Origin of the sequence: Acinetobacter sp. YH12129 (genome assembly GCF_013418685.1) — a bacterium.
GTDB classification, from domain to species: domain Bacteria; phylum Pseudomonadota; class Gammaproteobacteria; order Pseudomonadales; family Moraxellaceae; genus Acinetobacter; species Acinetobacter amyesii.
Map to the genome: position 1 here is coordinate 25,220 of NZ_VPBP01000010.1, position 23,555 is coordinate 48,774.

A 23,555-nucleotide genomic window follows, 5' to 3' on the forward strand; every position below is an offset into this window, starting at 1 on the left:
ATGCACAGATTTTCATAAAGTTATTGACCTGAAAAATCCTTAATGTATTATACGTGGCTATGCGGGAATAGCTCAGTTGGTAGAGCATAACCTTGCCAAGGTTGGGGTCGGGAGTTCGAGTCTCCTTTCCCGCTCAAAATTTTTTCATTCGGTTTTTTATTTAAAAAATTGGATAGACTCCGCGGGAATAGCTCAGTTGGTAGAGCATAACCTTGCCAAGGTTGGGGTCGGGAGTTCGAGTCTCCTTTCCCGCTCCAAATTTTTTTCGATTCAGTTTTTTAGTAAAAAAACAGGATAGACTCCGCGGGAATAGCTCAGTTGGTAGAGCATAACCTTGCCAAGGTTGGGGTCGGGAGTTCGAGTCTCCTTTCCCGCTCCAAATTCAAAAAGCCCTCATCGAAAGATGGGGGCTTTTTTATCTATCGCTTACACCAATCAAAATCAATCTATATTTATTCAGTATGTGGAACATGGTTTGAGTCAGGTTCCACAAATATGAATAAAAATTAAAATTGCGTTAATAGGTCACACGGACATAATCACGATATTCAGGTTTCCAGAAATTCGCTTCAATCGCATGTTCGAGCACTTCAATGCTGACATTTGGCGCAACACCATCAGCAATCGCAGCTAATGCCACTTTCAATGCGATTTTCTTCGAAATATCCTGTAAATAATCCAAACTTGGCAATAAATCGGCATTTGGATCTGCCAATTTTGGTGAACAGTCTGCCAACGCCGTACTAGATGCCATCAGCATATTTTCCGTCACACGTTTCGCCCCAGATGCAATCACACCCAGTCCAATCCCCGGGAAAATATAGGAGTTATTGCACTGTGAAATATGATGAATCTTGCCGTGATAATTCACTGGTGCAAATGGACTACCAGTCGCAATCAGAGCCTTACCTTTGGTCCACTCGATAATATCTGCAGGCACCGCTTCGACACGCGATGTTGGATTAGACAGTGGCAACACAATAGGCTGTTCACAATTCGCAGCCATCGTTTCAATGACCTCTTGGCTAAACAGTCCCGGTTGTCCCGAAACCCCAATCAATACAGTCGGTTTGGCATGTGTAACTACATCCAAGAGTGAAATAACCGAATCTGCATTTGCCCAATGAGCAACGTTATCTGGTGCTTGTGCAAGTTTGCGTTGGAAATCTAAAAGATTCGGCTGATTTTCAGTAATTAAACCAAAGCGATCGACCATAAACACCCGCGCACGCGCTTGAGCATCGGTTAAACCTTCCGCCACCATTTGCTTGATGATCTGTTCTGCAATCCCACAACCTGCTGAACCCGCCCCTAAGAAGGTGACGATTTGATCTTTGAGCTGTTTACCTGCTGCGCGTGATGCTGCTATTAAACTTCCGACAGACACTGCTGCTGTCCCTTGAATATCGTCATTGAAGCAGCAAATTTTATCGCGATATTTTTCCAGTAAAGGCATCGCATTTTTTTGTGCAAAGTCTTCAAATTGAATCAGCGCTTTAGGCCAACGTTGTTGTATGGCTTTAATCACGTCATCGACAAATTGATAATATTCTTCACCGCTGATACGAGGCTGACTCCATCCCATATAAATCGGGTCATTCAACAGCTGTTGGTTATTGGTTCCGACATCTAAAGTAATCGGCAATGTATAAGCTGGACTGATCCCACCACATGCGGTGTACAGCGACAACTTACCAATTGGAATCCCCATCCCGCCAATGCCTTGGTCACCAAGTCCAAGAATACGTTCACCGTCCGTAATAACGATCACTTTCACGTTCTTTTTATTCACGTTATGAATAATTTGGTCAATATGATCACGGTCAGGATATGAAATAAAAATCCCACGATGACGACGGTAAATATCTGAAAAGCGCTGACAAGCTTCACCCACTGTTGGTGTATAGATGATCGGCATCATCTCACTAAGGTGGTTTTCAATTAAGTGATAGAACAATGTTTCATTGGTATCTTGAATATTGCGCAGGTAAATATGCTTATTGATATCACTATTAAATGCACAATATTGTTGATAAGAACGCTGACTTTGTTCTTCAATGCTTTCTGTTACGTGTGGAATCAAACCGTGTAAATTAAAGCTCTTACGTTCATCTTCATTAAACGCAGAACCTTTATTTAAAAGTGGGAGTTCTAAAAGTGTATTTCCGGCATAAGGAATATATAAAGGTCGTTTCGTTTTCAAATTTTCACTGGGCATTATTTAACTCGTTTAATTAATCTTTTGTTTCGCACTGCAAAAAGCGAAATGCACAAAAGTGACTATCTCGTTATTTGTTATAGCCTATCCTGATTCGAGCGCTTTGGGGCATTTAGTAAATTGATAGTAGTTTTAGTTAGATTTTATAATCTGATAACTCGATCATGCATCCAATCATCGCAACGCCTATTTTGGCTTAAACATATACGACTTTTAGCGAATTTTAGAAAATAGCAAAAATAATTAATGATTAAATTTCAGTCAATTAAATAAACTCAATACAAAGCCCTAAATTTGGTAGGTCTTTGGTAGGTGTGAATTTAAAACATCCCTCGCAATACTCAGTTTAGGTGAGTATCACCCATAACAAATGACAATGAATGGTAGAAGGAATCGCACCATGGCTTTTAAAAATATTGCAGATCAAACAAACGGTTTTTACATCCCTTGTGTTTCACTTTTTGGCCCCGGCTGTGCTAAAGAAATTGGTGCAAAAGCGCAAAATCTTGGCGCAAAGAAAGCGCTTATCGTGACCGATGCCGGTCTTTACAAATTTGGTGTGGCAGACACCATTGCCTCATATTTAACTGAAGCTGGCGTAGAAAGTCATATATTCCCGGGCGCAGAACCCAACCCAACTGACACCAACGTACATAGCGGTGTAGATGCCTACAATGACAATGGCTGTGATTTTATTGTCTCTCTCGGTGGCGGCTCTTCTCATGACTGTGCCAAAGGCATTGGCTTAGTCACTGCGGGTGGTGGCCATATTCGTGACTATGAAGGCATCGATAAAAGCACAGTCCCAATGACCCCGCTGATTGCGATTAATACCACCGCAGGTACGGCATCAGAAATGACCCGTTTCTGTATTATTACCAATACCGACACCCACGTTAAAATGGCGATTGTCGATTGGCGTTGTACCCCACTTATCGCTATTGATGACCCGAAACTGATGATTGCGAAACCTGCGGCGCTCACTGCAGCAACCGGTATGGATGCATTAACACATGCGGTCGAAGCTTATGTTTCTACAGCAGCCAATCCTATTACCGATGCTTGTGCTGAAAAGGCCATTGCAATGATCAGTGAATGGCTCAGCCCTGCCGTAGCCAATGGCGAAAACCTAGAAGCACGTGATGCGATGAGCTATGCACAGTACTTAGCAGGGATGGCATTTAACAATGCATCTTTAGGTTATGTTCACGCAATGGCACACCAACTGGGTGGCTTCTACAACTTGCCACATGGCGTATGTAATGCCGTGCTGCTACCACACGTTTGCGAATTTAACCTGATCGCCTGCCCTGACCGCTATGCACGTATCGCACAGCTCATGGGTGTGCCAACCGACGGTTTAACGGTGACTGAAGCGGCTTATGCAGCGATTGCAGCAATCCGTGAACTCTCTGCTTCGATTGGCATTCCATCGAGCCTTTCTGAACTTGGTGTGAAAGAACAAGACCTCAGCATCATGTCTGAAAATGCGCAAAAAGATGCCTGTATGCTCACCAACCCACGTAAAGCGAATCATGCTCAAGTGGTTGATATTTTCAAGGCAGCGCTTAAAGCCAATGCTTCTGTGGTCGACTTCAAAGCGGCTGTTTAAGTTAAGCCCTCAAAGGTCTTCATGTTTAAGTGACCTAAGTGCCTACATTACCCTTTGAGTCTGGTGATGTAGGCTCAACTGAATCCATTTCACTTTTTATTTCAGGGAAGCGACTCTAGATTGGTCGTTTTCATACTGAGGTCACTCTTTTTTAGTTCGCATAACAGCATCGATTATTCATTTGACAAAAGCTCATGGCTCATCAAGGATAAAGTATAATGTCCAATAATATTGATGAGTATAATAATGAGCCATTCACATATTCAGTATCAGCCTGACATTTTGGGCGCAGGCTATGAACAAGCCACGCTGACCTTCCCGGATGATTATGAAGGCCCAGTGGTTGCCACACTGGTTCGCAAAAAAGCCACAGCTCCCACCTCCAAAGCGGTGCTCTATATCCATGGCTTTATCGATTATTTTTTCCAAACTGAAATGGCCGAACGCTTCAATCAGCACGGTTTCGACTTTTATGCCTTAGATTTAAGAAAATATGGTCGCTCAATCCGCCCGCATCAAAAATACTATAATGTGCATGCACTGTCTGAATACGATGCCGAAATAGATCAAGCCCTAACGATCATTGCTGATGAAGGTCATGATGCCTTGTTGCTCTGTGGTCATTCAACGGGAGGCTTAACTACCACCTTGTATGCGGCACATCATCAAAATCATCCTTTAATTCAAGCCCTTTGGGTCAATAGCCCATTTTATGATTTCAACATGAATCCAGTGAAACGCGCACTGGGTATTCCACAGCTGAGTAAATTGGCAAAAACCTTTCCCAATTTAAAATTTCCAAGTGAACTGAATAAATGGTACACCGCCAGCTTACACCGTGAACTCAAGGGTGAATGGGACTTCAATTTAGACTGGAAAAAGACCCGCTATCCAATGGTGTATTTAAGTTTCGTGCGGACAATTTATGAGGCTCAAAAAGAGATTCATCGAGGTATCAGCCTAGATGTACCGGTCTTGGTCATGCACTCGCATCAAACTAAAAATCCCAAAAAATGGGGTAAAGCAGCGCAGACCAGTGATGTGATTTTGGGTGTAAAAGATATCCAAAAATATGCCAAGAAAATTCAAGGCGATGTCACCATTCAAAGCATTCACAATGGCTTGCATGATTTAGTACTTTCGAAAAAAACCGCGCGAGAACAAGTCTATACCCAGCTCTTTCAATGGCTGGCCAATAAAGGCCTTTAATAGCCTGAATCACATTGCAAATTAATGTTTTAGTTTCAACAAAGTCTGATGTACGGGATGTGATCTCGGCATCAGCTCAATAAGGCGTTCAACCGCATCGATAGCTTCAGGGAAACGCGCGACATGTTTGAGTAGAACATCCGTTTCTTTGGCATTAAAAATCGCTTGGCTCAATCGTGACTCAAGACAATCACGCCATGCCCCTAAAAATGGGCTTTCAGTTTTAGCCAAGAAAACCCCTGAACACAGTTTTAAGGCCGAATCGATATAACCTGCATCTAAAGCTTGCTCAGCTTGCAAAAAATCGGCTTCGACTTGTGCCAATAACCGATAGGGACGTGAGCCTAACATGCCGCCCAAAATATCGCGTAGCTGCGACATTTCCGCTTTTAAAGTCCCAACACTCACCTTACGTTCACCATATAAGGCTTGATGCAAAGTATCTAAGGTCATGCCTTGCGGACATAGCGCCAAGATAGTCAAAATTTCAATTTGCCGTGGGGTCAGCACCATCACTTTGCCATTAAATAACACTTGCGGCACTGCAAAGGCCCGAATATACAAATGCTGTTTTTGAAAATCGAGCAAAGCCGATTGAATAATCGAAGCGCAGCGTTCAGCCGCAAGTAGCCCTAAACTATTGTGGTTTTTCCAGACGGTGGATAAATCAACCACGCCTAAAATTTGCTGCGTATGTGGATCGATAATCGGTGCTGCATAGCAGACCCATTCATGTACTGATGGCATGTAATGTTCATTTGAAAACACACAACTCGACTGTTGGGTTTTTAAAGACAACGCTAATGCATTGGTTCCGACCAATTCTTCGCGCCATTGCCCACCCGCAATAAAATGCACACTTTCCGCAGCACTTTGCATTTGCCGACTCGACGCACTCCAAATAATCGTGCTCCCCACATCGCCCACGGCAAGTACCATCGACGACTGTTCGGCAATGTGTTTTAAATCTTCGGCACAATGTTGCAAGGCATGATGCAATGCCGACTGTTGTTGACTTTGAGGGCTTAAATTTACCAAAGGCGCAGCACTCCGATTTTCCGGAATTTCTGCCTGCGCCGATCGCTGCCAAGAACTCGCAATGCTCTCATTCAATTGCGAAGTTTGCTGCTTTGACAGACTCATGCCCTGCCTTAACCGTTCGACATTCTGTCGTTTTTCAGATAAATCCTTCTGTATCATCATTCATTATTCTCACAACAATTCATGACTAAAAATCCGTTTCCTGGCTTTTGTTTTTAAGACTGAAAAAAAATATTGTAAACCTTCTTGTCTCCAACCTTTTTCCAACCTTATACAGGCTATGCTAATCAAATAATGTACAAAAGTACCTTATACCAAAGCTGTAGATTGCCACAGATGGGCAGCCCAACAAGATCATAATAAACAAGCAAAGGAAAATTCATATGCGTTATGTCGATCCTAATCAACCCGGTTCAAAAGTTCAGTTTAAAGCTCAGTATGAAAACCTGATTGGTGGCCAATGGGTCGCGCCAGTGAAAGGTGAATACTTTGAAAATATCTCCCCTGTAGACGGTAAAGTTTTTACCAAAGTGCCACGTTCTTCTGCTGAAGATATTGAATTGGCTTTGGATGCAGCGCATAAAGCCAAAGCCCAATGGAACGCCTCTTCCCCAACCACACGCTCAAATATTTTATTAAAAATTGCCGATCGACTTGAAGAAAACCTAGAGCTCCTTGCAGTTGCAGAAACATGGGACAACGGTAAACCGATTCGTGAAACCTTAGCCGCTGATATTCCACTCTGTATCGATCACTTCCGTTATTTTGCCGGCTGTATCCGTGCCCAAGAAGGCGGCATTTCTGAAATTGATGAAAATACTATTGCTTACCATTTCCATGAACCACTTGGTGTGGTCGGTCAAATTATTCCGTGGAATTTCCCAATCTTGATGGCGGCTTGGAAACTTGCTCCAGCATTGGCTGCGGGTAACTGCATCGTGTTGAAACCTGCGGAGCAAACGCCTGTCAGCATCTTGGTCTTGGCTGAACTCATTCAAGATCTACTCCCACCGGGCGTGCTGAATATTGTGAATGGTTATGGTGTTGAAGTCGGTCGTCCATTGGCGACCAATCCACGCATCTCAAAAATCGCCTTCACCGGTTCAACCGCTGTGGGTCAAATGATCATGCAATATGCGACTGAAAATATCATTCCTGTGACTTTAGAACTTGGTGGAAAATCACCAAATATCTTCTTTGAAGACATCATGGACAAAGACGATGAATTCTTAGATAAAACGCTCGAAGGTTTTGCCATGTTTGCGCTGAACCAAGGTGAAATCTGTACCTGTCCTTCACGTGCATTGGTACAAGAAAGCATTGCTGATCGATTCTTGGAAATGGCAGTAGAACGTGTGAAACGTATTAAGACGGGTCATCCACTCGATACCGATACCATGATTGGTGCACAGGCATCGCAAGAGCAGCAAGACAAAATCTTGGGCTGTATCGCGACAGGTAAAAATGAAGGTGCACAGCTCATTACTGGTGGTGACCCACGAAATGAAGTCGGTACAGGTTTCTATATTGAACCAACCATTTTCAAAGGCACCAATGACATGAAGATTTTCCAAGAAGAAATCTTCGGCCCTGTGCTTTCAGTAGCAACCTTTAAAGACTTTGATGATGCCATTAAAATTGCCAATGACACGATTTATGGTCTAGGTGCAGGGGTTTGGTCGCGTTCAGCGCATACTTCATATCGTGCGGGTCGTGCTATTCAGGCAGGTCGTGTATGGACCAACTGTTATCATATCTACCCTGCACACGCAGCATTCGGTGGCTACAAAAAATCAGGGATCGGCCGGGAAAACCACAAAATGATGCTTGATCATTATCAACAAACCAAAAACTTGTTGGTGAGCTATAACACCAAACCAATGGGCTTCTTCTAAATCTTGATTTGATCCAGACCATAAAAAAGCGAACCGAGGTTCGCTTTTTTATTTCAATTTTTGAATGGATCTAGGCATGTATCACCAAGCGTTACTGCGCTTGTAACGCATCCTCTACGAAATGTAGATGATCCACACCCCAATACAGCTCATCATTCACAAACCAACTCGGTGCGCCAAAAACACCTCGTTCAATGGCTTCTTCGGTCACCACTTTCAGCTCAGATTTGACTTTTTCATCATCCAACCACTGTTTCACTTGTTCTGCATCTAACCCCAGTTCTTGCATGAGTTGAATGAAGATGGTGAGATCATTTAAATTACGGGGTTGCCCAAACATGGCATCAAAAATACCCGTCGCCACTTGTACGAAGTTTTCAGGCTGAAACAGCTGAACGGCTGTGAGTAAGCGCATCAATTGTAAGGTATTGATTGGAAAATAAGGATTCATCTGTACGGGTATCTGCCATAGCTTTGCCCAACGTTGAAGATCAATCATGGAATAACGTGCCTTCGCAGGTACCGCCATCGGGCTACTATTGCCTGTGGCTTTAAACACCCCACCGAGTAGCATCGGCTTCCAGATCAGCTCTGCTTGATACTGCTGTGCAATCTGTTGAATGCGATGAAAACCGATATAGCTATATGGGCTGCCGACATCAAAATAAAATTCAATGACTTTCATTTTTTCGTCCTTTTTTTGCTTATTTTCCTAATATTTTTAAATCAGTGCTTACCAGCGTTCCATCCACGGTCGCAGATCTAATTCATGCGTCCATGCATCTCGTGGTTGCTGTGAGAGATGCCAATAATTTTCTGCAATATGTACTGGATTTAAAATACCATCTTGCGCTTTTTTCACGTACAAATCGGGAAAAGTATCTTTAATAAAGTCGGTATCAATCGCCCCATCAACCACCACATGCGCCACATGAATATTTCTAGGCCCAAGTTCACGCGCCATGCTTTGTGCCAAGGCACGAAGCGCATGTTTTGCGCCAGCAAAAGCGGCAAAGCCTGCGGCACCACGAACCCCAGCCGTCGCACCCGTAAAAATAATTGTGCCAGATTCACGGCTCACCATGCGCTTCGCCACTTCCCGACCCGTTAAAAATGCCGAGAAACATGCCATTTCCCAAATCTTGAAATATTTACGTGCGGTTTCTTCCAAAATACTACAAGGGACGTTGGCACCAATATTAAAGACCATCACCTCAATCGGGCCAATATTTGATTCGATATGCTCGATGAGTTCAATCACTTTCTCTTCTTTTCGAGCATCTGAACCAAAGCCAAAAGCAGTCCCTCCCTGTGCTTGAATTTCAGCAATTAAAGGCTTTAATTTGTCTGCATTTCGTCGTGTCATACAAGCAAGATAACCCTCGCGGGCAAAACGTTTGGCTATTTCACCACCAGTTGCATCACCTGCACCAATCACTAAAGCGACTTTTGACGAAATCTGATTGAGTTGTTGCATAGTCTCACTCCATTACTGTTTATTTTTATTCCACGCTCCTTTTATTTAAGCGTCGGTTTTAAACTACACATTATTAAATAACGATCGTTACTATAACGAATACTATGTTATGGTTAATTTATCGTCAATCTTATTTTCAAGGGGGTTGCAGATGCGCTACAAACCCGAATACAAACAAAAAAAACGCCAAGAACTTTTAACCATCAGCGGACAAATTGCGAAAAAAGACGGCTTTGCCGCAACAGGTGTGGATGGATTTATGAAAGCCGCCGGCGTCACCAGTGGCGCCTTTTACTCACATTTTTCGTCTAAACAAGAGCTACTTAAAGCCTTAATTGAACATGAGTTACAACACAGTTTTGATACGTGGCAAAACAATCCACATGATAATGCGCAAGATTGGATTGAATTTGAGCTTGACCGCTATTTAACCCCTGCACATGTTCAGCATCCCGAGCAAGGTTGTTCACTCCCCACGCTTGCGAGTGAAATAGCGCGTGCAGATCAGGACACCAAGTTGGTATATGAAACTGAATTACTGCGTGGTCACGCTTTATTTAGTCAGCATCTCGGTAGCGAAGAACATGCTTGGGCCATCATCTGCCAACTTGCCGGTGCCATTTTAATTGCGCGTGCAGCCGCAGATCCACATTTGCAAAAAACTATTTTAAACGCCAATAAGATGATGATTCGGCAATATTTAGAGAGCCATGTGGCTGCATCAACGTGATTGATTTTTATGTGACAGTTCATGGAGTTAAAGACCGACAGTTTTCCGACAAACTGTTCATCTCTTTCATTTGAATTATTTAAAATCTGTATAAGCTTACCCATTTTTATGCTTTTCAATCGCTTAAAGATTGGGCATAAATGGCACAATTCAAATAAAGTCCTCTTTTCAAGGTTCTGGCGACTGTGTATAACAATGAGCCATTAAAGGAAAATGATAAGCATAGGCAAAGAACGCAAAAAAACGTTAGACTATGCAACAATCAATGCAAGTAAATGTCATTCGAGACAAACAAAAAGGTGAAGATTGATGCCGCTCAATACTGTTGAAGAGCTCGTAGCTGATATTCGTGCAGGAAAAATGGTCATCCTGATGGATGATGAAGATCGTGAAAATGAAGGCGACCTTGTTATTGCTGCGACCCACGTACGCCCTGAAGATATCAACTTCATGATTACGCATGCGCGTGGTCTTGTGTGCTTAACGCTCAGCAAAGAGCGTTGCCAACAGTTAAATTTACCACTCATGGTTGATGCAAACGGTGCACAGCACGGTACAAACTTTACCTTGTCTATTGAAGCAGCAAATGGCATTTCAACAGGTATTTCTCCTGCTGAACGTGCGCACACCATTCAAACAGCGGTGGCTGCACATGCTAAACCGGCTGATATCGTACAGCCAGGCCATATTTTCCCGCTGATGGCACAGCCTGGTGGTGTCCTTCACCGTGCCGGTCATACTGAAGCAGGCTGTGATTTATCGCGTTTAGCCGGCCTAGAACCCGCATCTGTGATTTGTGAAATCATCAATGAAGACGGCACTATGGCGCGTCGCCCAGACCTTGAAGTGTTTGCTGAAAAGCATGGCTTAAAAATGGGAACCATTGCAGATCTGATTCACTACCGCATGACCAATGAACAAACGGTTGAACGTCTAGACCAGCAAACACTAGATACAGAATACGGTACATTTGAATTGTTCCGTTACCGTGAAATTGGTAATCCAGACATTCATTTAGCCCTTGTGAAAGGCGAACCAAAGCAAGGCGTGACCACTGTACGTGTACACGGTTTCAGCCCAGTTCGTGACTTATTAAAACTGAATAAACAAGATGGCGCTCCAGCGTGGAATCTCGATAAAGCACTCAAAGAAATCGCATCCAGCGATCGTGGTGTTTTAGTGTGGATTGGTCAGCGTCATTTACAGGACTTAGGCCCTGCTTTAGAAAATTTAACTGCACCGAAAAATGTTAAATCCAATGCAGCACTGTCACAGCAGTACCAAACCATTGGTGTCGGCGCACAAATTTTACGTGATTTAGGCGTGGAAAAAATGAAGCTTCTTAGCTCGCCATTACGCTTTAATGCACTATCAGGTTTTAACTTAGAAGTGGTGGAATACATCACCGCAAATCAAACATCAGAGAAATAATCGAGGTTGCTATGGCAGTTCGCCGTATTGAAGGTATGTTACATCTCGCGAACGAAGACCGTTATGCGATTTTAGTTGGTCGTTTTAATAGCTTTGTTGTTGAACATTTGCTAGAAGGTGCCGTTGATACATTGAAACGTCATGGCGTATCAGAGGATAATATCACTGTTGTTCATGCACCGGGTGCTTGGGAACTTCCAGTGGTTGCAAAGAAACTTGCAGCTTCAGATCGTTTCGATGCCATCATCGCGCTTGGCGCAGTGATTCGTGGTAGCACGCCTCACTTCGATTTTGTTGCTGGCGAATGTGCCAAAGGTTTAGGCGTTGTTGGTCTAGATACTGGCTTACCAGTAATTAATGGTGTATTGACTACGGATAGTATTGAACAAGCGATTGAACGCTCAGGTACAAAAGCAGGCAATAAAGGTAGTGAAGCTGCCTTAACTGCTATTGAAATGGTTAACTTGTTAAAGGCTATTTAACGCTATGTCGCAAACACTTCAAGCAACTTATGCAGCAAAACGTAAAGCACGTCGCTTTGCTGTACAAGGAATTTATGAATGGCAAATGAGCCGCAATCCTGTGCATGAGATTGAAGCACGTACGCGTGTGGAAAATGCCATGCACAAGGTCGATCTCGGCTATTACCACGAGTTATTGACCGAGGTTGTTGCCAATCATGAAGCATTGGATGCGCTTTTAATCCCTGTACTCGATCGCGAAGTTGAAGCCTTAGATGGCGTTGAACTTGCAACACTTCGTCTTGGTGCATATGAACTCAAAGAACACCTTGAGATTCCATATCGCGTCGTGTTAGATGAAGCGATCGAGTTAGCTAAACATTTTGGCGGTGCAGACAGCCATAAATACATCAATGGTGTATTGGATCGTTTAGCGACTACATTGCGTGCAGCAGAAAAACAACAAGCTAATTAATTTTTTAAGTAGTACGTTGTATGGCTGAGTTCTCGATCATTGATACCTATTTTAATCGTCAGAATATTAATTCTGTCGATTTAGGGGTCGGTGATGACTCAGCCTTGCTCACCCCTCCTCCACAGCAACAATTGGTCATCTGTGCTGATACACTGGTTGCTGGACGTCACTTCCCTCTCGACACAAAACCACATGCCATCGGCTGGAAATCTGTTGCTGTCAACCTCTCTGACATTGCTGCAATGGGTGCCAAACCACACAGTATTTTATTGGCATTGAGCCTACCCCAAATTGATCATGACTGGCTCAAAGGCTTTAGTCAGGGTTTATATGATTGTTGCGATCAATTTGGTGTGAGTTTAATCGGTGGTGATACCACACAAAGTCCTCATCTGACGATTTCAGTCACAGCATTAGGCTGGGTCGATATAGGCAAAGCAGTAACCCGCTCAGGCGCTCAAGTTGGTGATTTCATTTGTGTCAGCGGTCAAGTTGGCGATGCTGCGTACGGATTACAGCATTTAGGACACCCACTGCAAAAGCGTTTAGATTATCCAACACCACGTTGCCAACTTGGTCAACAGCTCAAAGGCTTAGCTCATAGCATGATCGATGTCTCTGACGGCTTGGCTCAGGACTTAGGACATATTTTGCATGCCTCTAAAGTGGGTGCAGAAATCGAGTTAGATCAACTTCCTATCGACGACCATGTAAAACAATTACAACAAGAATCCCAATGGCAGTACGCACTCGCGGGTGGTGATGACTATGAGTTATGCTTTACAATAAGCCCGCAGAATTATCAAAAAATTCTGCAACTAAAATTAGATGTAAACATTAGTAAAATCGGTCAAATCACCCCAAATTTGGGAATCCGTTATAACAACCACGGTGTGGACCAAGTCATAAAATTTCAGGGATATCAGCATTTTGCATAAACCAGCCATTAACTTTAAATCCATGTCTTGGTTTAACCGAGTCATCGCATTCTGTGGCGTGGGCTTTGGTTCTGGTCTTGCTCCCAAAGCACCGGGAACATTTGGCTCTGCGTTTGCTTTATTGTTTATTCCTGGTTGGCTTGCAATTGGATTTATCAACTCCATTATTGTCATGATCATCATGTCAATTGTCGGCATTTTTATTTGCGGTCAAACCGCCAAAGTCATGGGTGTTCATGACGATGGCCGCATCGTATGGGATGAATTTGCCGGTCAGTCCATTACCTTCCTCCCAATTTTATATCTTGGGCAAATGAGCTGGACTTGGGCACTGATTGGTTTTGCCCTATTCCGTCTATTCGATGTATGGAAACCGTGGCCTATTCGTGTCATTGACCGTCAAGTCGGTGGTGGCTTTGGCATCATGTTTGACGACATCATTGCGGGTCTTTGGGCCGCGCTTTGCATCTGTATTTATTTTTATATTTTGTCTATGTAATAGAAACACCTAGGATTAAACATGTCTACTAGCGTTATTATTCTTGCTGCAGGTAAAGGGACACGTATGCGTTCTCGTTTACCCAAAGTATTACAACCACTCGCAGGACAACCTCTACTCGGCCATGTCATCAACACTGCGAAAAAACTAAATGCAGAAGAAATAATTACCATCTATGGGCATGGCGGTGAATTGGTTCAAAACGCGTTTGCACATGAAAATGTCAAATGGGTTGAACAAGCAGAACAATTGGGTACAGGCCATGCAGTCAAAGTGACTCTGCCTGTCCTAGCAAAAACCGGGATTTCTTTGATTCTCTCAGGTGATGTGCCTTGTATCACTGAAACAACATTACAAAAACTATTAGATGCATCTGCTCAAACAGGTATTGGCTTAGTAACTTTAACGGTTAATGATGCGACTGGTTATGGTCGTATTGTACGTGAAAATGGCAAAATTCAAGCCATTGTTGAACACAAAGATGCCTCTGAAGAACAACGTAAAATCAAAGAATTTAATACCGGTATTTATGCCGTAAGTAATGCTAAATTGCACGAATGGTTGCCAAAATTAAGCAACAACAATGCGCAAGGTGAATATTACCTGACCGATATCGTTGCCATGGCGATTGCAGACGGTCTCGAAGTGGCATCTGTTGAACCAGAACGTGCGTTCGAAGTGGAAGGTGTCAATGACCGTGTACAGTTAGCTGCACTTGAACGTGAATTTCAAGCATTCCAAGCTAAACAACTGATGCAACAAGGCGTTCACCTGATTGATCCTGCACGTTTCGACTTACGTGGTACATTGACTGTTGGTCAAGATGTCCGTATCGATATTAACGTGATTATTGAAGGTGATGTTGAACTCGGTGATAACGTAGAAATTGGTGCAGGTTGTATCATTAAAGACACCAAGATTGCGGCAGGTACTAAAGTTCAACCATATAGCGTTTTTGACAGCGCCATTGTCGGCGAAGATGTGCAAATCGGCCCGTTTGCGCGCTTGCGTCCAGGTGCAAAACTTGCGAATGAAGTGCACATCGGCAACTTTGTTGAAGTCAAAAACTCAAGCATTGGCATAGGTTCAAAAGCCAACCACTTTACCTATTTAGGCGATGCAGAAGTAGGCGCAGGTTCAAACATTGGCGCAGGCACCATTACCTGCAATTATGACGGCGCCAACAAATTTAAAACCATCATTGGTGATCGCGCCTTTATCGGCTCAAACAGCTCTTTGGTTGCTCCAGTACACATTGGGAATAGCGCAACTGTCGGTGCCGGTTCAACGATTACACGCGATGTAGCAGACAACAGTTTAGCGGTGGAGCGTTCAAAGCAATTTGCCAAAGAAAACTATCCGCGTCCGCAAAAGATTAAGAAATAAGAGGAATTCATTATGTGTGGTATCGTCGGCGGCGTTGCAGAACGTAGTATTACCAATATTTTAATTGAAGGCTTAAAGCGTCTTGAATATCGTGGCTATGACTCTGCGGGTTTAGCGCTGATTAATAAAGGCCATGTTCTACGTGAACGTCGCGTAGGTAAAGTTGCAAATCTTGAACAAGCCGTTGAAGAAGCAGATATCGCAGGTTCGGTCGGTATTGCACATACACGCTGGGCAACCCATGGTAAACCGACTGAAAATAATGCCCATCCGCATATCTCAGGCAATGTGGCTGTTGTTCATAACGGTATTATTGAAAACTATCAAGAGCTTAAAGATGATCTTGAAGCACTTGGTTATGTCTTTACCTCACAAACAGATACAGAAGTTGTCGCGCATTTAGTCAATGATGCTTTAAAAAGCACTCCGAGTCTTTTAGAAGCAGTTAAAAGTGTCGTGCCTCAACTCAAAGGTGCTTATGCACTGGGTATCGTACATACCGACCATCCTGATGAATTAATCACGGTGCGTGAAGGTTCACCTCTTGTGATTGGTGTCGGTATTGGCGAGAACTTTATTAGCTCGGATCAATTGGCACTTTTACCGATTACCAACCGTTTTATCTACCTTGAAGAAGGTGATATTGCACGTTTAACACGTCATACCATTGAAGTATTCGTCGAGGGTAAATTGGTGAATCGTCCAATCAAAGAGCTTGATGCGACTGTAAGCAATGCTTCAAAAGGTGAATATAAACACTATATGCTCAAAGAAATTTATGAGCAGCCTGAAGCGATTAAACAAACGATTTCACAAGCCTTAAATGGTAATGCGCTTCGTGATGATTTCCTTGCCAATGCAGCTCAAGATTTCAGCCAAATTCAACAAGTGCAAATCATCGCTTGTGGTACTAGCTACCATGCCGGCATGATTGCCAAATATTGGTTTGAACAACTGATTGATGTGCCTTGCCAAGTCGAAATTGCCAGTGAATTCCGTTATCGCTCGCCTGTGATTGTGAATAACACACTGTATGTTTGTATTTCTCAATCAGGTGAAACAGCCGATACTTTAGCTGCACTGCGTGATACGCAAAAACGTGCAGCAGCGAAGAGCTTGAATATCACGACCATGACTATTTGCAACGTGGCAACTTCGTCAATGGTACGTGAAACCAACTACAGTTTGTTGACGCTTGCAGGCCCTGAAATTGGTGTTGCTTCGACCAAAGCCTTTACCACACAGCTTGCGGCATTGATGCTATTGGTATTGAAAATTGGTCAAATTAAGCAAAGCATTTCAACTGACCGTGTCTCTGAAATTATTGCTGCGCTTTGGCATACACCGAAAGTGATTTTAGATACTTTACAAAATAATGCTGAGATTCTACGTCTATCAGAATTATTTGTTGAAAAAAATCACTGTCTATTCTTGGGTCGTGGAACTGAGTTCCCTATCGCCCTTGAAGGTGCTTTGAAACTTAAAGAGATTTCATACATCCATGCTGAAGGCTATGCGGCTGGTGAGTTAAAACATGGTCCATTGGCACTGGTTGATAATGATATGCCTGTGGTGATTCTTGCTCCACAAGATGACATGTTGGATAAACTCAAATCGAATATGGAAGAAGTGCAAGCGCGTGGTGGTGAGTTGTTTGTTTTTGCAGATGAAAACAGCGGCATCAAAGCGAAAGATCGTCAACACGTGGTTTATGTGCCAAGTGTGAATGAAATATTGTCACCAATCGTATACAGCGTACCCGTGCAATTACTCTCATACCATGTTGCCGTGCTGCGTGGAACAGATGTCGATCAGCCACGTAACTTGGCGAAGTCAGTGACGGTGGAATAATAATTTTTGATCAAGGGCTGGTGTGTTCGTATAATTAAGTTTGTACCAAATAATTAAGTTTAGATTTAATTATTTAAGTTTGGATATTAATGAAGTAAACGAATAACCCCCCACCCTGTAGAACCAGTGATTCTTCACCAAGTCTACAGGGTTTTTAATATAATTAAATTCAAATTAGAGTCAAACCAGAAATATAAAATTATTACTAATATATTCAATTAGATAAATATATAAAAATCTCACCCTAGATTCAAAAAGCATTCCTTTTTGACCTCACCTTGAAAAAATTTCATTTTTATTTAAAGTATGCTTCGCCTTTCTGCGCAAGAATTCGCATTTTAAATGCGGAAGAATATTATGCAAACTTAATTTCATCTAGAATTAAAGATAGTAAATATTAATACAAACTTAATTTTAAAAATAAAAAATAATGAATAAGATATATCAACAACTTAAGATAAAAAATAAAACAAACTTAATTAAATTACCATAATTAGACGCAGTATTTGGTCATAAAGCAAAATAAGGGATAAGGAACTATGTGCAAACTCTGAATAAGTCTATTAGCTATTCCTGTTACTAGCAGCCCACCTTATTTAAAATGAGGTATTTCATTCACTGGATATATTAATGTTAATGGATTTGATGTTAATGAGATAAAGCCAAACCGCTGATAAAACTCCATAGCTTTTTGATCCTTAGCATGTATTACAACAAAATTTACGCCAATAATTTGAGCAACTTTTGAAACTTGTTTAAGAGCATGTGCTAAAAGTACTTTTCCAACTCCTTGCCCCTGTGCTGCTTGATCAACGGCAAAGCGACCCACAACCACACAAGGTAAGGGATAACGAGGTAATCGTTTAGTGAGAACAGCATCAAATCCTATAGAGGTACTTGATAGACAATAAAATCCCCTCACCTGTGCATCATCAATAGCAACATAGGTTTTACTTGTTCCTGATTTCTGATGTTGGGATGCGTATTGTTTTATGAACTTATTTAAATCATCTTGCCCACAATTAAATGATTTTTTCTGATGATGGGCTTGTAAAACCTCAATTTTCATCCAATAAACTCATTAAATTTTTCATCTCATCATTTGCAGGGCGTGGATTTTCAAGCAAATTCATTAACATATCACGATCAGCATTATTTACTTTTAACTCGTGATTAGATTTAAGTAATTCTTTTGCTCGTTCAAATGAGGATTGGATCATAAAGGAACTCACACTAAGACCCAATAAATTCGCAGCTTGCTCAATTACATTCTTTGCATCTACGGTTGAACGAACATTGATTCGTTCTGTTGCTAAGTTAGCCATATTTTCCACCAATTTGTACATCATAATGATGTACAAATTATAGCAGATTAAGGTAGTACTTTAAGATCCAAATTTACATATTTTGTTCTAAAATATTTGGAATAGAAAATAAGCATTTTACTATGAACCAAAATGAATGGTCGGGTTTGAGTCTGAATATGCAATTGGTTTACATAAGAATATGCAACGATGTTTACTAAGATGTAATTTGAATACTTTTGCCTATCATCAACGTTTTTTTAAACTCATTAATTGAGTATTAAAATACCATATTAATTATTAAGTTGCTGAATTAAATAAATAATTAAATAAAAATTATAAAATTTTGTTTGTATATAAATATATTTAAGTTTGTATGTTTTTGCTAAATACAAAATTAACCCGCTTCAGATATGATTAATTATCCACCAAAACCCACAGGTCTTCTGTATGGCAAAAATTATAAAAAACTATGAAGAACTAGTAACAGAAGGGTATGGCCAGGGCCATGGACGCGATTATAAACCTTGTAAAACTGTTCAAAACTTCAGTTCAATTGGTCGCTCTCACAGAGTACAAGGCCGTGTCAGTAAACGTCTTCATCACTTATTTTCTGATCTAGAGCTATCTACCTTTTTACTGCTTGACTGGAATCAGAACGTTACAGATATTCGCGAGCATTATCCTTTGGATATCTATGATCTTAACTCCATCTGTTCTCGTTTCCGAATGAAAAAAGTGTCGATTGACTATATACCTTTTACCCTATCTTCAGATTTTTTAGTTGATTTTGGTAAGTTTTCTATAGCCCTTGACACTCTTTACAGCAAAGATCTGAATAAAGCTCATGTTATTGAGTCATTAGAAATTAAACGTCGCTACTGGGAAGAAGAGCACAATACGCCGTTCAAGTTGATTACTGAAAAAGACATTCCTGCTACGGTACTAGAGAACATTAAATGGTTGTATGTAGAAAAAAATGACCTTGAAATAACAAATCACATGATCGATCTAGCAGTTTATTTTATGGAAGAAATTAGCCAGTACCCTCAAAGCTCATTAATCCAATTTTGTAAGCATTTTGACCAAACTCAAAAAATGGGTATCGGAGCGACGCTCGCATTGTTTAGAAAATTATTTGCACTGCGAATACTTCAATTTAATCTAGAAATTTCGTACTTGGAGCTTAAACTCTCTGATATTCATGCAAGTAATTTGCTCCAGAATGAGAATACAGTCCATGCAACTAATTAATTCAGTTTACATCTTGAATTCAACACAATACCGAATACTCAAATTCTTACCGCAGTATACGGTATGGATTGCGATTGATAATAAAAATGCTTTTCCTGAACTCATTTTGTCTAAGGAACTTCAAACTCTCTCAGATGATCAAAGCCTGATACCAGCGCAAGATCCTTATGAATACTTAAAACGATTAAACTTGAGTGAAGATTCTATTCAACTCAAAAAAAGAGATGAAAACTTTTTAATTATTCAAGATTTAATTAATGATGAACAAGTTCTTATCAATGCAAAAATCAGGACTGCAAAAATTAAAACTCTACATCTAGAGAAAGAAGTATCAATTAATAAAATTCTACGACTCCTAAGACGCTACTGGCAGCGTGGTCAAACGATAAATGCTTTGGTACCGGACTATGAAAACTCAGGTGGAAAAGGCCAAAAAAGAACGATAGGTGATAAAAAAATTGGCAGACCACGCATCTATGAATCAAATGAAGGTAAGAATGTTACTGAACAGGTTGAATTATATTTTAAGAAAGCCATCGAAGAGTATTTAGTTCCTGTCAAAAAACAATCCATTAACGAAACTTATCTTCGGTTTAAAAATTTATTTTCCAAGCACTTTCATCAAGTGCAAGCTGGAGATATTCCAACGTATGCTCAATTCTACTACTTTTATAATACGCGATATAGAAATAAGAACAATTCCAAGGAAATTCTGAAGAATCAGAAAACCCTGAAAGATCACAAACCTCTGACTTCAACAGCGACCAAGCAAGCAAATGGTCCTGGTGCACGTTATGAGATAGATTCAACAGTCGCTGACATCTATCTAGTATCATCACGAGATCCATCACAGATTATTGGCCGACCTACCGTATATATTGTTATCGATGTATTCAGCAGGATGATTACTGGACTTTATGTCGGTATGGAAAACAGTTCATTTAACACAGCTATACAATGCCTCAGCGTTGCAATCCAAGATAAAGTGACATTCTGTCAGAGTTATGGCTTGCAAATACAACCAGAAGACTGGCCTATTTATGGTTTACCTGGTGCCATACTTGCAGACCGCGGTGAACTAATTGGCTATCAAATTGAACTTCTTGAAAAAAACTTTTCTGTTCGTATTGAAAATGCGCCACCGTATCGAAGCGATGCCAAAGGTATTGTGGAGAGGGCTTTTGGAATCATTCAGTCACGCTTTAAATCCTACGAGAATATTGGTGTTGTTTCTGGATTCAAGGAAAAAAAGAAAGGCGGACATGATTATCGACTAGAAGCTTGTCTAACTCTGGAAGAGTTCAGAAAAATCATCTTAAGCTGCGTCTTGTTACGCAATAATTTTGATATTTTGACGAAATACGATCGTAGTGCCGATATGCCGACTGACCTGCCTTCTATCCCCCTTAAGCTCTGGCAGTGGGGTCTACAGCACCGTACTGGGATGTTAAGACAAGTGGATAACAAATCACTATATGTTGGCTTGTTACCTAGGACCGACGCCTCCTTAAGTGACAAGGGACTTAAAGTCAAAGGCTTACTCTATCAATGTCTGGAAATGCATCAACAAGGCTGGTTTATTCGTAACACGACCAAATCCCGCCCGAAAAAGTTGCGGATTGGTTTTGACCCATACTCAGTAAATACCATTTATGTTTTCTTTGATGAAAATAAGTTGGAATACTGGGAAGCGCACTTAAGTGATGCCTCACGTCAATATCAGCATCTGACCTGGTGGGAAGCTGAACAAATTCAAAAAGCAATCAAAACTGTTGAAAAACAACATTCACAACTAAAGTCTGTAGCCATTAGTGAATTACAGGATTTTACTGACAAAATCATCCACACAGCACAGAGCCGGCAGGCTCAAGCAGGAGTTCACCAACTTTCTAAAGCACAACGTACTCGGGATATTCGTCAGAACAAACAAGAAGCAATTCAGGTGGAACGTGAGGAACATCTCCAAAATAGGTCCGTCAATTCTATCCGGACTATCCATTCCAACCAAGACAATACTCCAACACCCCCATCTCACAGCAGCAATCTGGATTTGACCAGTCAACCAGACTTAATGAGACAATTATTTGAAGAGGACGATGAAGAATGAATAATAATGAACTCGCGGTCAACACATCGATAGAAGATATCTATGGGGATAATCCTCTCATTACTCAATTACCGCCTATCCTTGACACAAAATCGGTCATTAAACACCTACGAGGGAAACTGAAATTTATTCCAGAACAGCGTTTCTTACCCCAACCAGAAAGAATCCATCTGATTGCTCAGTTGCCTCATGATTTTTTTCAACCACTGACCAAACATCTATCCCTTGAGCAAAAAATTTCTATTATGATTCGGCAAGGTTATGTGAGTAGAAACATCACTAATGGTGATAGACATCGACATTTACACGCTGCTTTTCAGCAACTAGAACCATCAAATGAAAGCTGTTACCGCTATGCACCTCCAGAGTCGACTGCAACTAGCATGTCAATTATAGGATGTTCGGGAAGCGGTAAAACAACGACAATGAACAAAATTTTGCGTTATTACCCGCAAGTGATTGAACATAGAGAGCTGGGATTAAAACAAATTGTTTACCTTAAAATTGATTGTCCGCATGACAGCTCTTTAAAAAACTTATGCTCAAACTTTTTTAGAGCAGTAGATTTAGCATTAGGAGATACGAACTTCGAGCATCGTTTCACCAGAAGTCGCTTAAATGTGAATGCCATGCTGCAGCAGATGAAAATTATCGCAAATAATTATTCAATTGGACTTTTAATCATTGATGAAATCCAGCATTTGAATACAAAAAAATCTGGCGGGGCTGAAATCATTCTTAATTTCTTTGTCACCCTTGTGAATGTGGCATCCATTCCAATTGTGATGATTGGGACACCCAAAGCCAATGAAATTCTGCAAGAAGACTTAAGATCAGCTAGACGCAGTGCGGGATTAGGCTCTTTAATCTGGGAACCTATGCGCAATGAAGTACCCACTCCCGATCCTAGCACCCCTGATCAAATGATCATTTCTGAATGGTATGCTTTCACCAACAAGCTGAACTGACCGATGAATTAAGAAACACTTGGTATTATTATACGCAGGGCATTCCAGATTTAGTGGTTAAACTGTTCTGCTTGGTGCAGATTCATGCAATCACCATTGGTCTGGAAAAAATTACATCTGAACTTTTTAAAAAAGTCTACGAAGAACAATTACAGCCAGTCCACGATATTTTGGATGCACTCCGCTCAGGCAACCCCACACGTATTGCACGGTATTCTGACTTAACTATCCCTCAAGTTCAAATTGAGGAATATGTTGAACAACACCGTTTAAAAGCTGCATTAAAAACGGAAATACAGCGTAAAGATCTAGGACCACATTATTCCACACTTATAGGTATGCTAACGGCCTTAGGTCACCCCGCTGCTACAATAGATCTGCATGTCACTTCTGCATTAAAAAAATATCCAAACGAGAACTTACAGGTACTACTCCAGCATATTCTGGAAGTATTAGACGGCTCTGTAGCAAAAGATAAATTGGACCAGCCTCAGACCACAACTTCGGTAAGAAAACCAAGAACATCACGCAAAGTCATGAAAGCAGAAGAATGGAAGAGCACTGAAGCCAATGACTTACGGAATTTTTTCAGTCAAGCACAAGAAAAGGAAGTAGATGTTTATGAGCTATTAAAATCATCTCACTATTTGTTTGATCCCACCTCTCCTGTGTTGCATTAAACAAAAAATAGAGAGTAAG

General features: G+C 41.3%; 21 protein-coding genes and 3 tRNA genes. 18 read left to right on the top strand and 6 right to left on the bottom strand.

Going from position 1 to position 23,555, the window contains the following annotated elements:
- The first annotated feature begins 61 nt into the window (after window positions 1-61).
- The 3 genes from FTU65_RS07205 (at window position 62) to FTU65_RS07215 (ending at window position 379) form a co-directional block, all read left to right on the top strand.
- A tRNA-Gly gene (locus FTU65_RS07205) sits at window positions 62-134 on the top strand.
- A gap of 47 nt (window positions 135-181) precedes the next feature.
- A tRNA-Gly gene (locus tag FTU65_RS07210) sits at window positions 182-257 on the top strand.
- A 46-nt stretch (window positions 258-303) separates the two neighbouring features.
- Window positions 304-379 (top strand) — tRNA-Gly (locus FTU65_RS07215).
- A 138-nt stretch (window positions 380-517) separates the two neighbouring features.
- On the opposite strand, the gene FTU65_RS07220 is transcribed toward FTU65_RS07215, so the two are convergent.
- Window positions 518-2,218, bottom strand: coding sequence for an NAD-dependent malic enzyme (locus FTU65_RS07220; protein ID WP_180010820.1), 1,701 nt, complete (start codon window positions 2,216-2,218; stop codon window positions 518-520).
- A gap of 400 nt (window positions 2,219-2,618) precedes the next feature.
- Between FTU65_RS07220 and FTU65_RS07225 the strand changes: the two genes are divergently transcribed.
- Together FTU65_RS07225 and FTU65_RS07230 are read left to right on the top strand one after the other, a co-directional pair.
- Window positions 2,619-3,830: an iron-containing alcohol dehydrogenase gene (locus FTU65_RS07225; protein ID WP_180010822.1), complete on the top strand. Its 1,212-nt coding sequence runs from the start codon at window positions 2,619-2,621 to the stop codon at window positions 3,828-3,830.
- Window positions 3,831-4,076: 246 nt separating this feature from the next.
- A complete protein-coding gene (locus FTU65_RS07230) occupies window positions 4,077-5,039 on the top strand; it encodes an alpha/beta hydrolase (protein WP_180066542.1) in 963 nt (320 codons plus the stop codon).
- A gap of 21 nt (window positions 5,040-5,060) precedes the next feature.
- Here the strand turns inward: FTU65_RS07230 and FTU65_RS07235 are convergent, their stop codons facing one another.
- The gene (locus FTU65_RS07235; protein WP_180065117.1) at window positions 5,061-6,242 is read right to left on the bottom strand and encodes a transcriptional regulator; all 1,182 of its coding nucleotides are present in this window, start codon (window positions 6,240-6,242) and stop codon (window positions 5,061-5,063) included.
- Between the two features lie 221 nt (window positions 6,243-6,463).
- Here FTU65_RS07235 and FTU65_RS07240 point away from each other — a divergent pair, with 221 nt between their 5' ends.
- Entirely contained in the window at window positions 6,464-7,975 is a 1,512-nt protein-coding gene (locus FTU65_RS07240) for an aldehyde dehydrogenase family protein (protein WP_180003560.1), read from the top strand.
- Between the two features lie 91 nt (window positions 7,976-8,066).
- On the opposite strand, the gene FTU65_RS07245 is transcribed toward FTU65_RS07240, so the two are convergent.
- Together FTU65_RS07245 and FTU65_RS07250 are read right to left on the bottom strand one after the other, a co-directional pair.
- A complete protein-coding gene (locus FTU65_RS07245; RefSeq protein ID WP_180010826.1) occupies window positions 8,067-8,660 on the bottom strand; it encodes a 2-hydroxychromene-2-carboxylate isomerase in 594 nt (197 codons plus the stop codon).
- Window positions 8,661-8,708: 48 nt separating this feature from the next.
- On the bottom strand, window positions 8,709-9,452 hold the full coding sequence (locus FTU65_RS07250) for an SDR family oxidoreductase (RefSeq protein ID WP_180066544.1): 744 nt from the start codon (window positions 9,450-9,452) through the stop codon (window positions 8,709-8,711).
- 151 nt (window positions 9,453-9,603) lie between these two features.
- Here FTU65_RS07250 and FTU65_RS07255 point away from each other — a divergent pair, with 151 nt between their 5' ends.
- The 8 genes from FTU65_RS07255 (at window position 9,604) to glmS (ending at window position 17,223) form a co-directional block, all read left to right on the top strand.
- Window positions 9,604-10,182 (top strand): TetR/AcrR family transcriptional regulator, encoded by a 579-nt coding sequence (locus tag FTU65_RS07255; protein ID WP_180066546.1) that lies wholly within the window; start codon window positions 9,604-9,606, stop codon window positions 10,180-10,182.
- Window positions 10,183-10,491: 309 nt separating this feature from the next.
- Complete coding sequence (gene ribBA / locus FTU65_RS07260) at window positions 10,492-11,613, top strand: bifunctional 3,4-dihydroxy-2-butanone-4-phosphate synthase/GTP cyclohydrolase II (RefSeq protein WP_067765588.1); 1,122 nt, start codon at window positions 10,492-10,494, stop codon at window positions 11,611-11,613.
- Window positions 11,614-11,624: 11 nt separating this feature from the next.
- Window positions 11,625-12,095: a 6,7-dimethyl-8-ribityllumazine synthase gene (ribE, locus tag FTU65_RS07265; protein ID WP_067765591.1), complete on the top strand. Its 471-nt coding sequence runs from the start codon at window positions 11,625-11,627 to the stop codon at window positions 12,093-12,095.
- 4 nt (window positions 12,096-12,099) lie between these two features.
- Window positions 12,100-12,549: a transcription antitermination factor NusB gene (gene nusB / locus FTU65_RS07270; protein WP_067765594.1), complete on the top strand. Its 450-nt coding sequence runs from the start codon at window positions 12,100-12,102 to the stop codon at window positions 12,547-12,549.
- Between the two features lie 20 nt (window positions 12,550-12,569).
- Window positions 12,570-13,487, top strand: coding sequence for a thiamine-phosphate kinase (gene thiL / locus FTU65_RS07275; RefSeq protein ID WP_180041647.1), 918 nt, complete (start codon window positions 12,570-12,572; stop codon window positions 13,485-13,487).
- A 22-nt stretch (window positions 13,488-13,509) separates the two neighbouring features.
- Window positions 13,510-13,986, top strand: coding sequence for a phosphatidylglycerophosphatase A (locus tag FTU65_RS07280; RefSeq protein WP_180065166.1), 477 nt, complete (start codon window positions 13,510-13,512; stop codon window positions 13,984-13,986).
- A 21-nt stretch (window positions 13,987-14,007) separates the two neighbouring features.
- A complete protein-coding gene (glmU, locus tag FTU65_RS07285; RefSeq protein WP_180065121.1) occupies window positions 14,008-15,372 on the top strand; it encodes a bifunctional UDP-N-acetylglucosamine diphosphorylase/glucosamine-1-phosphate N-acetyltransferase GlmU in 1,365 nt (454 codons plus the stop codon).
- A 12-nt stretch (window positions 15,373-15,384) separates the two neighbouring features.
- Complete coding sequence (gene glmS / locus FTU65_RS07290; RefSeq protein WP_180065122.1) at window positions 15,385-17,223, top strand: glutamine--fructose-6-phosphate transaminase (isomerizing); 1,839 nt, start codon at window positions 15,385-15,387, stop codon at window positions 17,221-17,223.
- A gap of 592 nt (window positions 17,224-17,815) precedes the next feature.
- Here the strand turns inward: glmS and FTU65_RS07295 are convergent.
- Together FTU65_RS07295 and FTU65_RS07300 are read right to left on the bottom strand one after the other, a co-directional pair.
- A complete protein-coding gene (locus tag FTU65_RS07295) occupies window positions 17,816-18,292 on the bottom strand; it encodes a GNAT family N-acetyltransferase (protein WP_180066548.1) in 477 nt (158 codons plus the stop codon).
- Entirely contained in the window at window positions 18,282-18,548 is a 267-nt protein-coding gene (locus FTU65_RS07300) for a DUF1778 domain-containing protein (RefSeq protein ID WP_039890759.1), read from the bottom strand. Before FTU65_RS07300 ends, FTU65_RS07295 begins: the two co-directional genes overlap by 11 nt.
- A 429-nt stretch (window positions 18,549-18,977) precedes the next feature.
- Here FTU65_RS07300 and FTU65_RS07305 point away from each other — a divergent pair, with 429 nt between their 5' ends.
- From FTU65_RS07305 to FTU65_RS16305, 4 genes are read left to right on the top strand one after another with little or no spacing between them, the layout of a single operon-like run.
- The gene (locus tag FTU65_RS07305; protein WP_180003570.1) at window positions 18,978-19,781 is read left to right on the top strand and encodes a TnsA endonuclease C-terminal domain-containing protein; all 804 of its coding nucleotides are present in this window, start codon (window positions 18,978-18,980) and stop codon (window positions 19,779-19,781) included.
- Window positions 19,768-21,888, top strand: a complete 2,121-nt coding sequence (locus tag FTU65_RS07310) for a Mu transposase C-terminal domain-containing protein (RefSeq protein WP_180003572.1) — start codon at window positions 19,768-19,770, stop codon at window positions 21,886-21,888. Before FTU65_RS07305 ends, FTU65_RS07310 begins: the two co-directional genes overlap by 14 nt.
- Window positions 21,885-22,856 carry an ATP-binding protein gene (locus FTU65_RS16300; protein ID WP_257222964.1) on the top strand — a complete coding sequence of 324 codons (972 nt, stop codon included), beginning with the start codon at window positions 21,885-21,887 and terminating at the stop codon, window positions 22,854-22,856. The genes FTU65_RS07310 and FTU65_RS16300 overlap by 4 nt, the downstream gene beginning before the upstream one ends.
- Window positions 22,826-23,536 carry a hypothetical protein gene (locus FTU65_RS16305; RefSeq protein ID WP_257222965.1) on the top strand — a complete coding sequence of 237 codons (711 nt, stop codon included), beginning with the start codon at window positions 22,826-22,828 and terminating at the stop codon, window positions 23,534-23,536. The genes FTU65_RS16300 and FTU65_RS16305 overlap by 31 nt, the downstream gene beginning before the upstream one ends.
- Window positions 23,537-23,555 lie beyond the last annotated feature (19 nt).

Excerpts from the sequence above, each read along its gene's own strand:
- FTU65_RS07220 (WP_180010820.1), bottom strand. The coding sequence starts at position 2,218 with ATGCCCAGTGAAAATTTGAAAACGAAACGACCTTTATATATTCCTTAT.
- FTU65_RS07225 (WP_180010822.1), top strand. The coding sequence starts at position 2,619 with ATGGCTTTTAAAAATATTGCAGATCAAACAAACGGTTTTTACATCCCT.
- FTU65_RS07230 (WP_180066542.1), top strand. The coding sequence starts at position 4,077 with ATGAGCCATTCACATATTCAGTATCAGCCTGACATTTTGGGCGCAGGC.
- FTU65_RS07235 (WP_180065117.1), bottom strand. The coding sequence starts at position 6,242 with ATGATGATACAGAAGGATTTATCTGAAAAACGACAGAATGTCGAACGG.
- FTU65_RS07240 (WP_180003560.1), top strand. The coding sequence starts at position 6,464 with ATGCGTTATGTCGATCCTAATCAACCCGGTTCAAAAGTTCAGTTTAAA.
- FTU65_RS07245 (WP_180010826.1), bottom strand. The coding sequence starts at position 8,660 with ATGAAAGTCATTGAATTTTATTTTGATGTCGGCAGCCCATATAGCTAT.
- FTU65_RS07250 (WP_180066544.1), bottom strand. The coding sequence starts at position 9,452 with ATGCAACAACTCAATCAGATTTCGTCAAAAGTCGCTTTAGTGATTGGT.
- FTU65_RS07255 (WP_180066546.1), top strand. The coding sequence starts at position 9,604 with ATGCGCTACAAACCCGAATACAAACAAAAAAAACGCCAAGAACTTTTA.
- ribBA (WP_067765588.1), top strand. The coding sequence starts at position 10,492 with ATGCCGCTCAATACTGTTGAAGAGCTCGTAGCTGATATTCGTGCAGGA.
- ribE (WP_067765591.1), top strand. The coding sequence starts at position 11,625 with ATGGCAGTTCGCCGTATTGAAGGTATGTTACATCTCGCGAACGAAGAC.
- nusB (WP_067765594.1), top strand. The coding sequence starts at position 12,100 with ATGTCGCAAACACTTCAAGCAACTTATGCAGCAAAACGTAAAGCACGT.
- thiL (WP_180041647.1), top strand. The coding sequence starts at position 12,570 with ATGGCTGAGTTCTCGATCATTGATACCTATTTTAATCGTCAGAATATT.
- FTU65_RS07280 (WP_180065166.1), top strand. The coding sequence starts at position 13,510 with ATGTCTTGGTTTAACCGAGTCATCGCATTCTGTGGCGTGGGCTTTGGT.
- glmU (WP_180065121.1), top strand. The coding sequence starts at position 14,008 with ATGTCTACTAGCGTTATTATTCTTGCTGCAGGTAAAGGGACACGTATG.
- glmS (WP_180065122.1), top strand. The coding sequence starts at position 15,385 with ATGTGTGGTATCGTCGGCGGCGTTGCAGAACGTAGTATTACCAATATT.
- FTU65_RS07295 (WP_180066548.1), bottom strand. The coding sequence starts at position 18,292 with ATGAAAATTGAGGTTTTACAAGCCCATCATCAGAAAAAATCATTTAAT.
- FTU65_RS07300 (WP_039890759.1), bottom strand. The coding sequence starts at position 18,548 with ATGGCTAACTTAGCAACAGAACGAATCAATGTTCGTTCAACCGTAGAT.
- FTU65_RS07305 (WP_180003570.1), top strand. The coding sequence starts at position 18,978 with ATGGCAAAAATTATAAAAAACTATGAAGAACTAGTAACAGAAGGGTAT.
- FTU65_RS07310 (WP_180003572.1), top strand. The coding sequence starts at position 19,768 with ATGCAACTAATTAATTCAGTTTACATCTTGAATTCAACACAATACCGA.
- FTU65_RS16300 (WP_257222964.1), top strand. The coding sequence starts at position 21,885 with ATGAATAATAATGAACTCGCGGTCAACACATCGATAGAAGATATCTAT.
- FTU65_RS16305 (WP_257222965.1), top strand. The coding sequence starts at position 22,826 with ATGGTATGCTTTCACCAACAAGCTGAACTGACCGATGAATTAAGAAAC.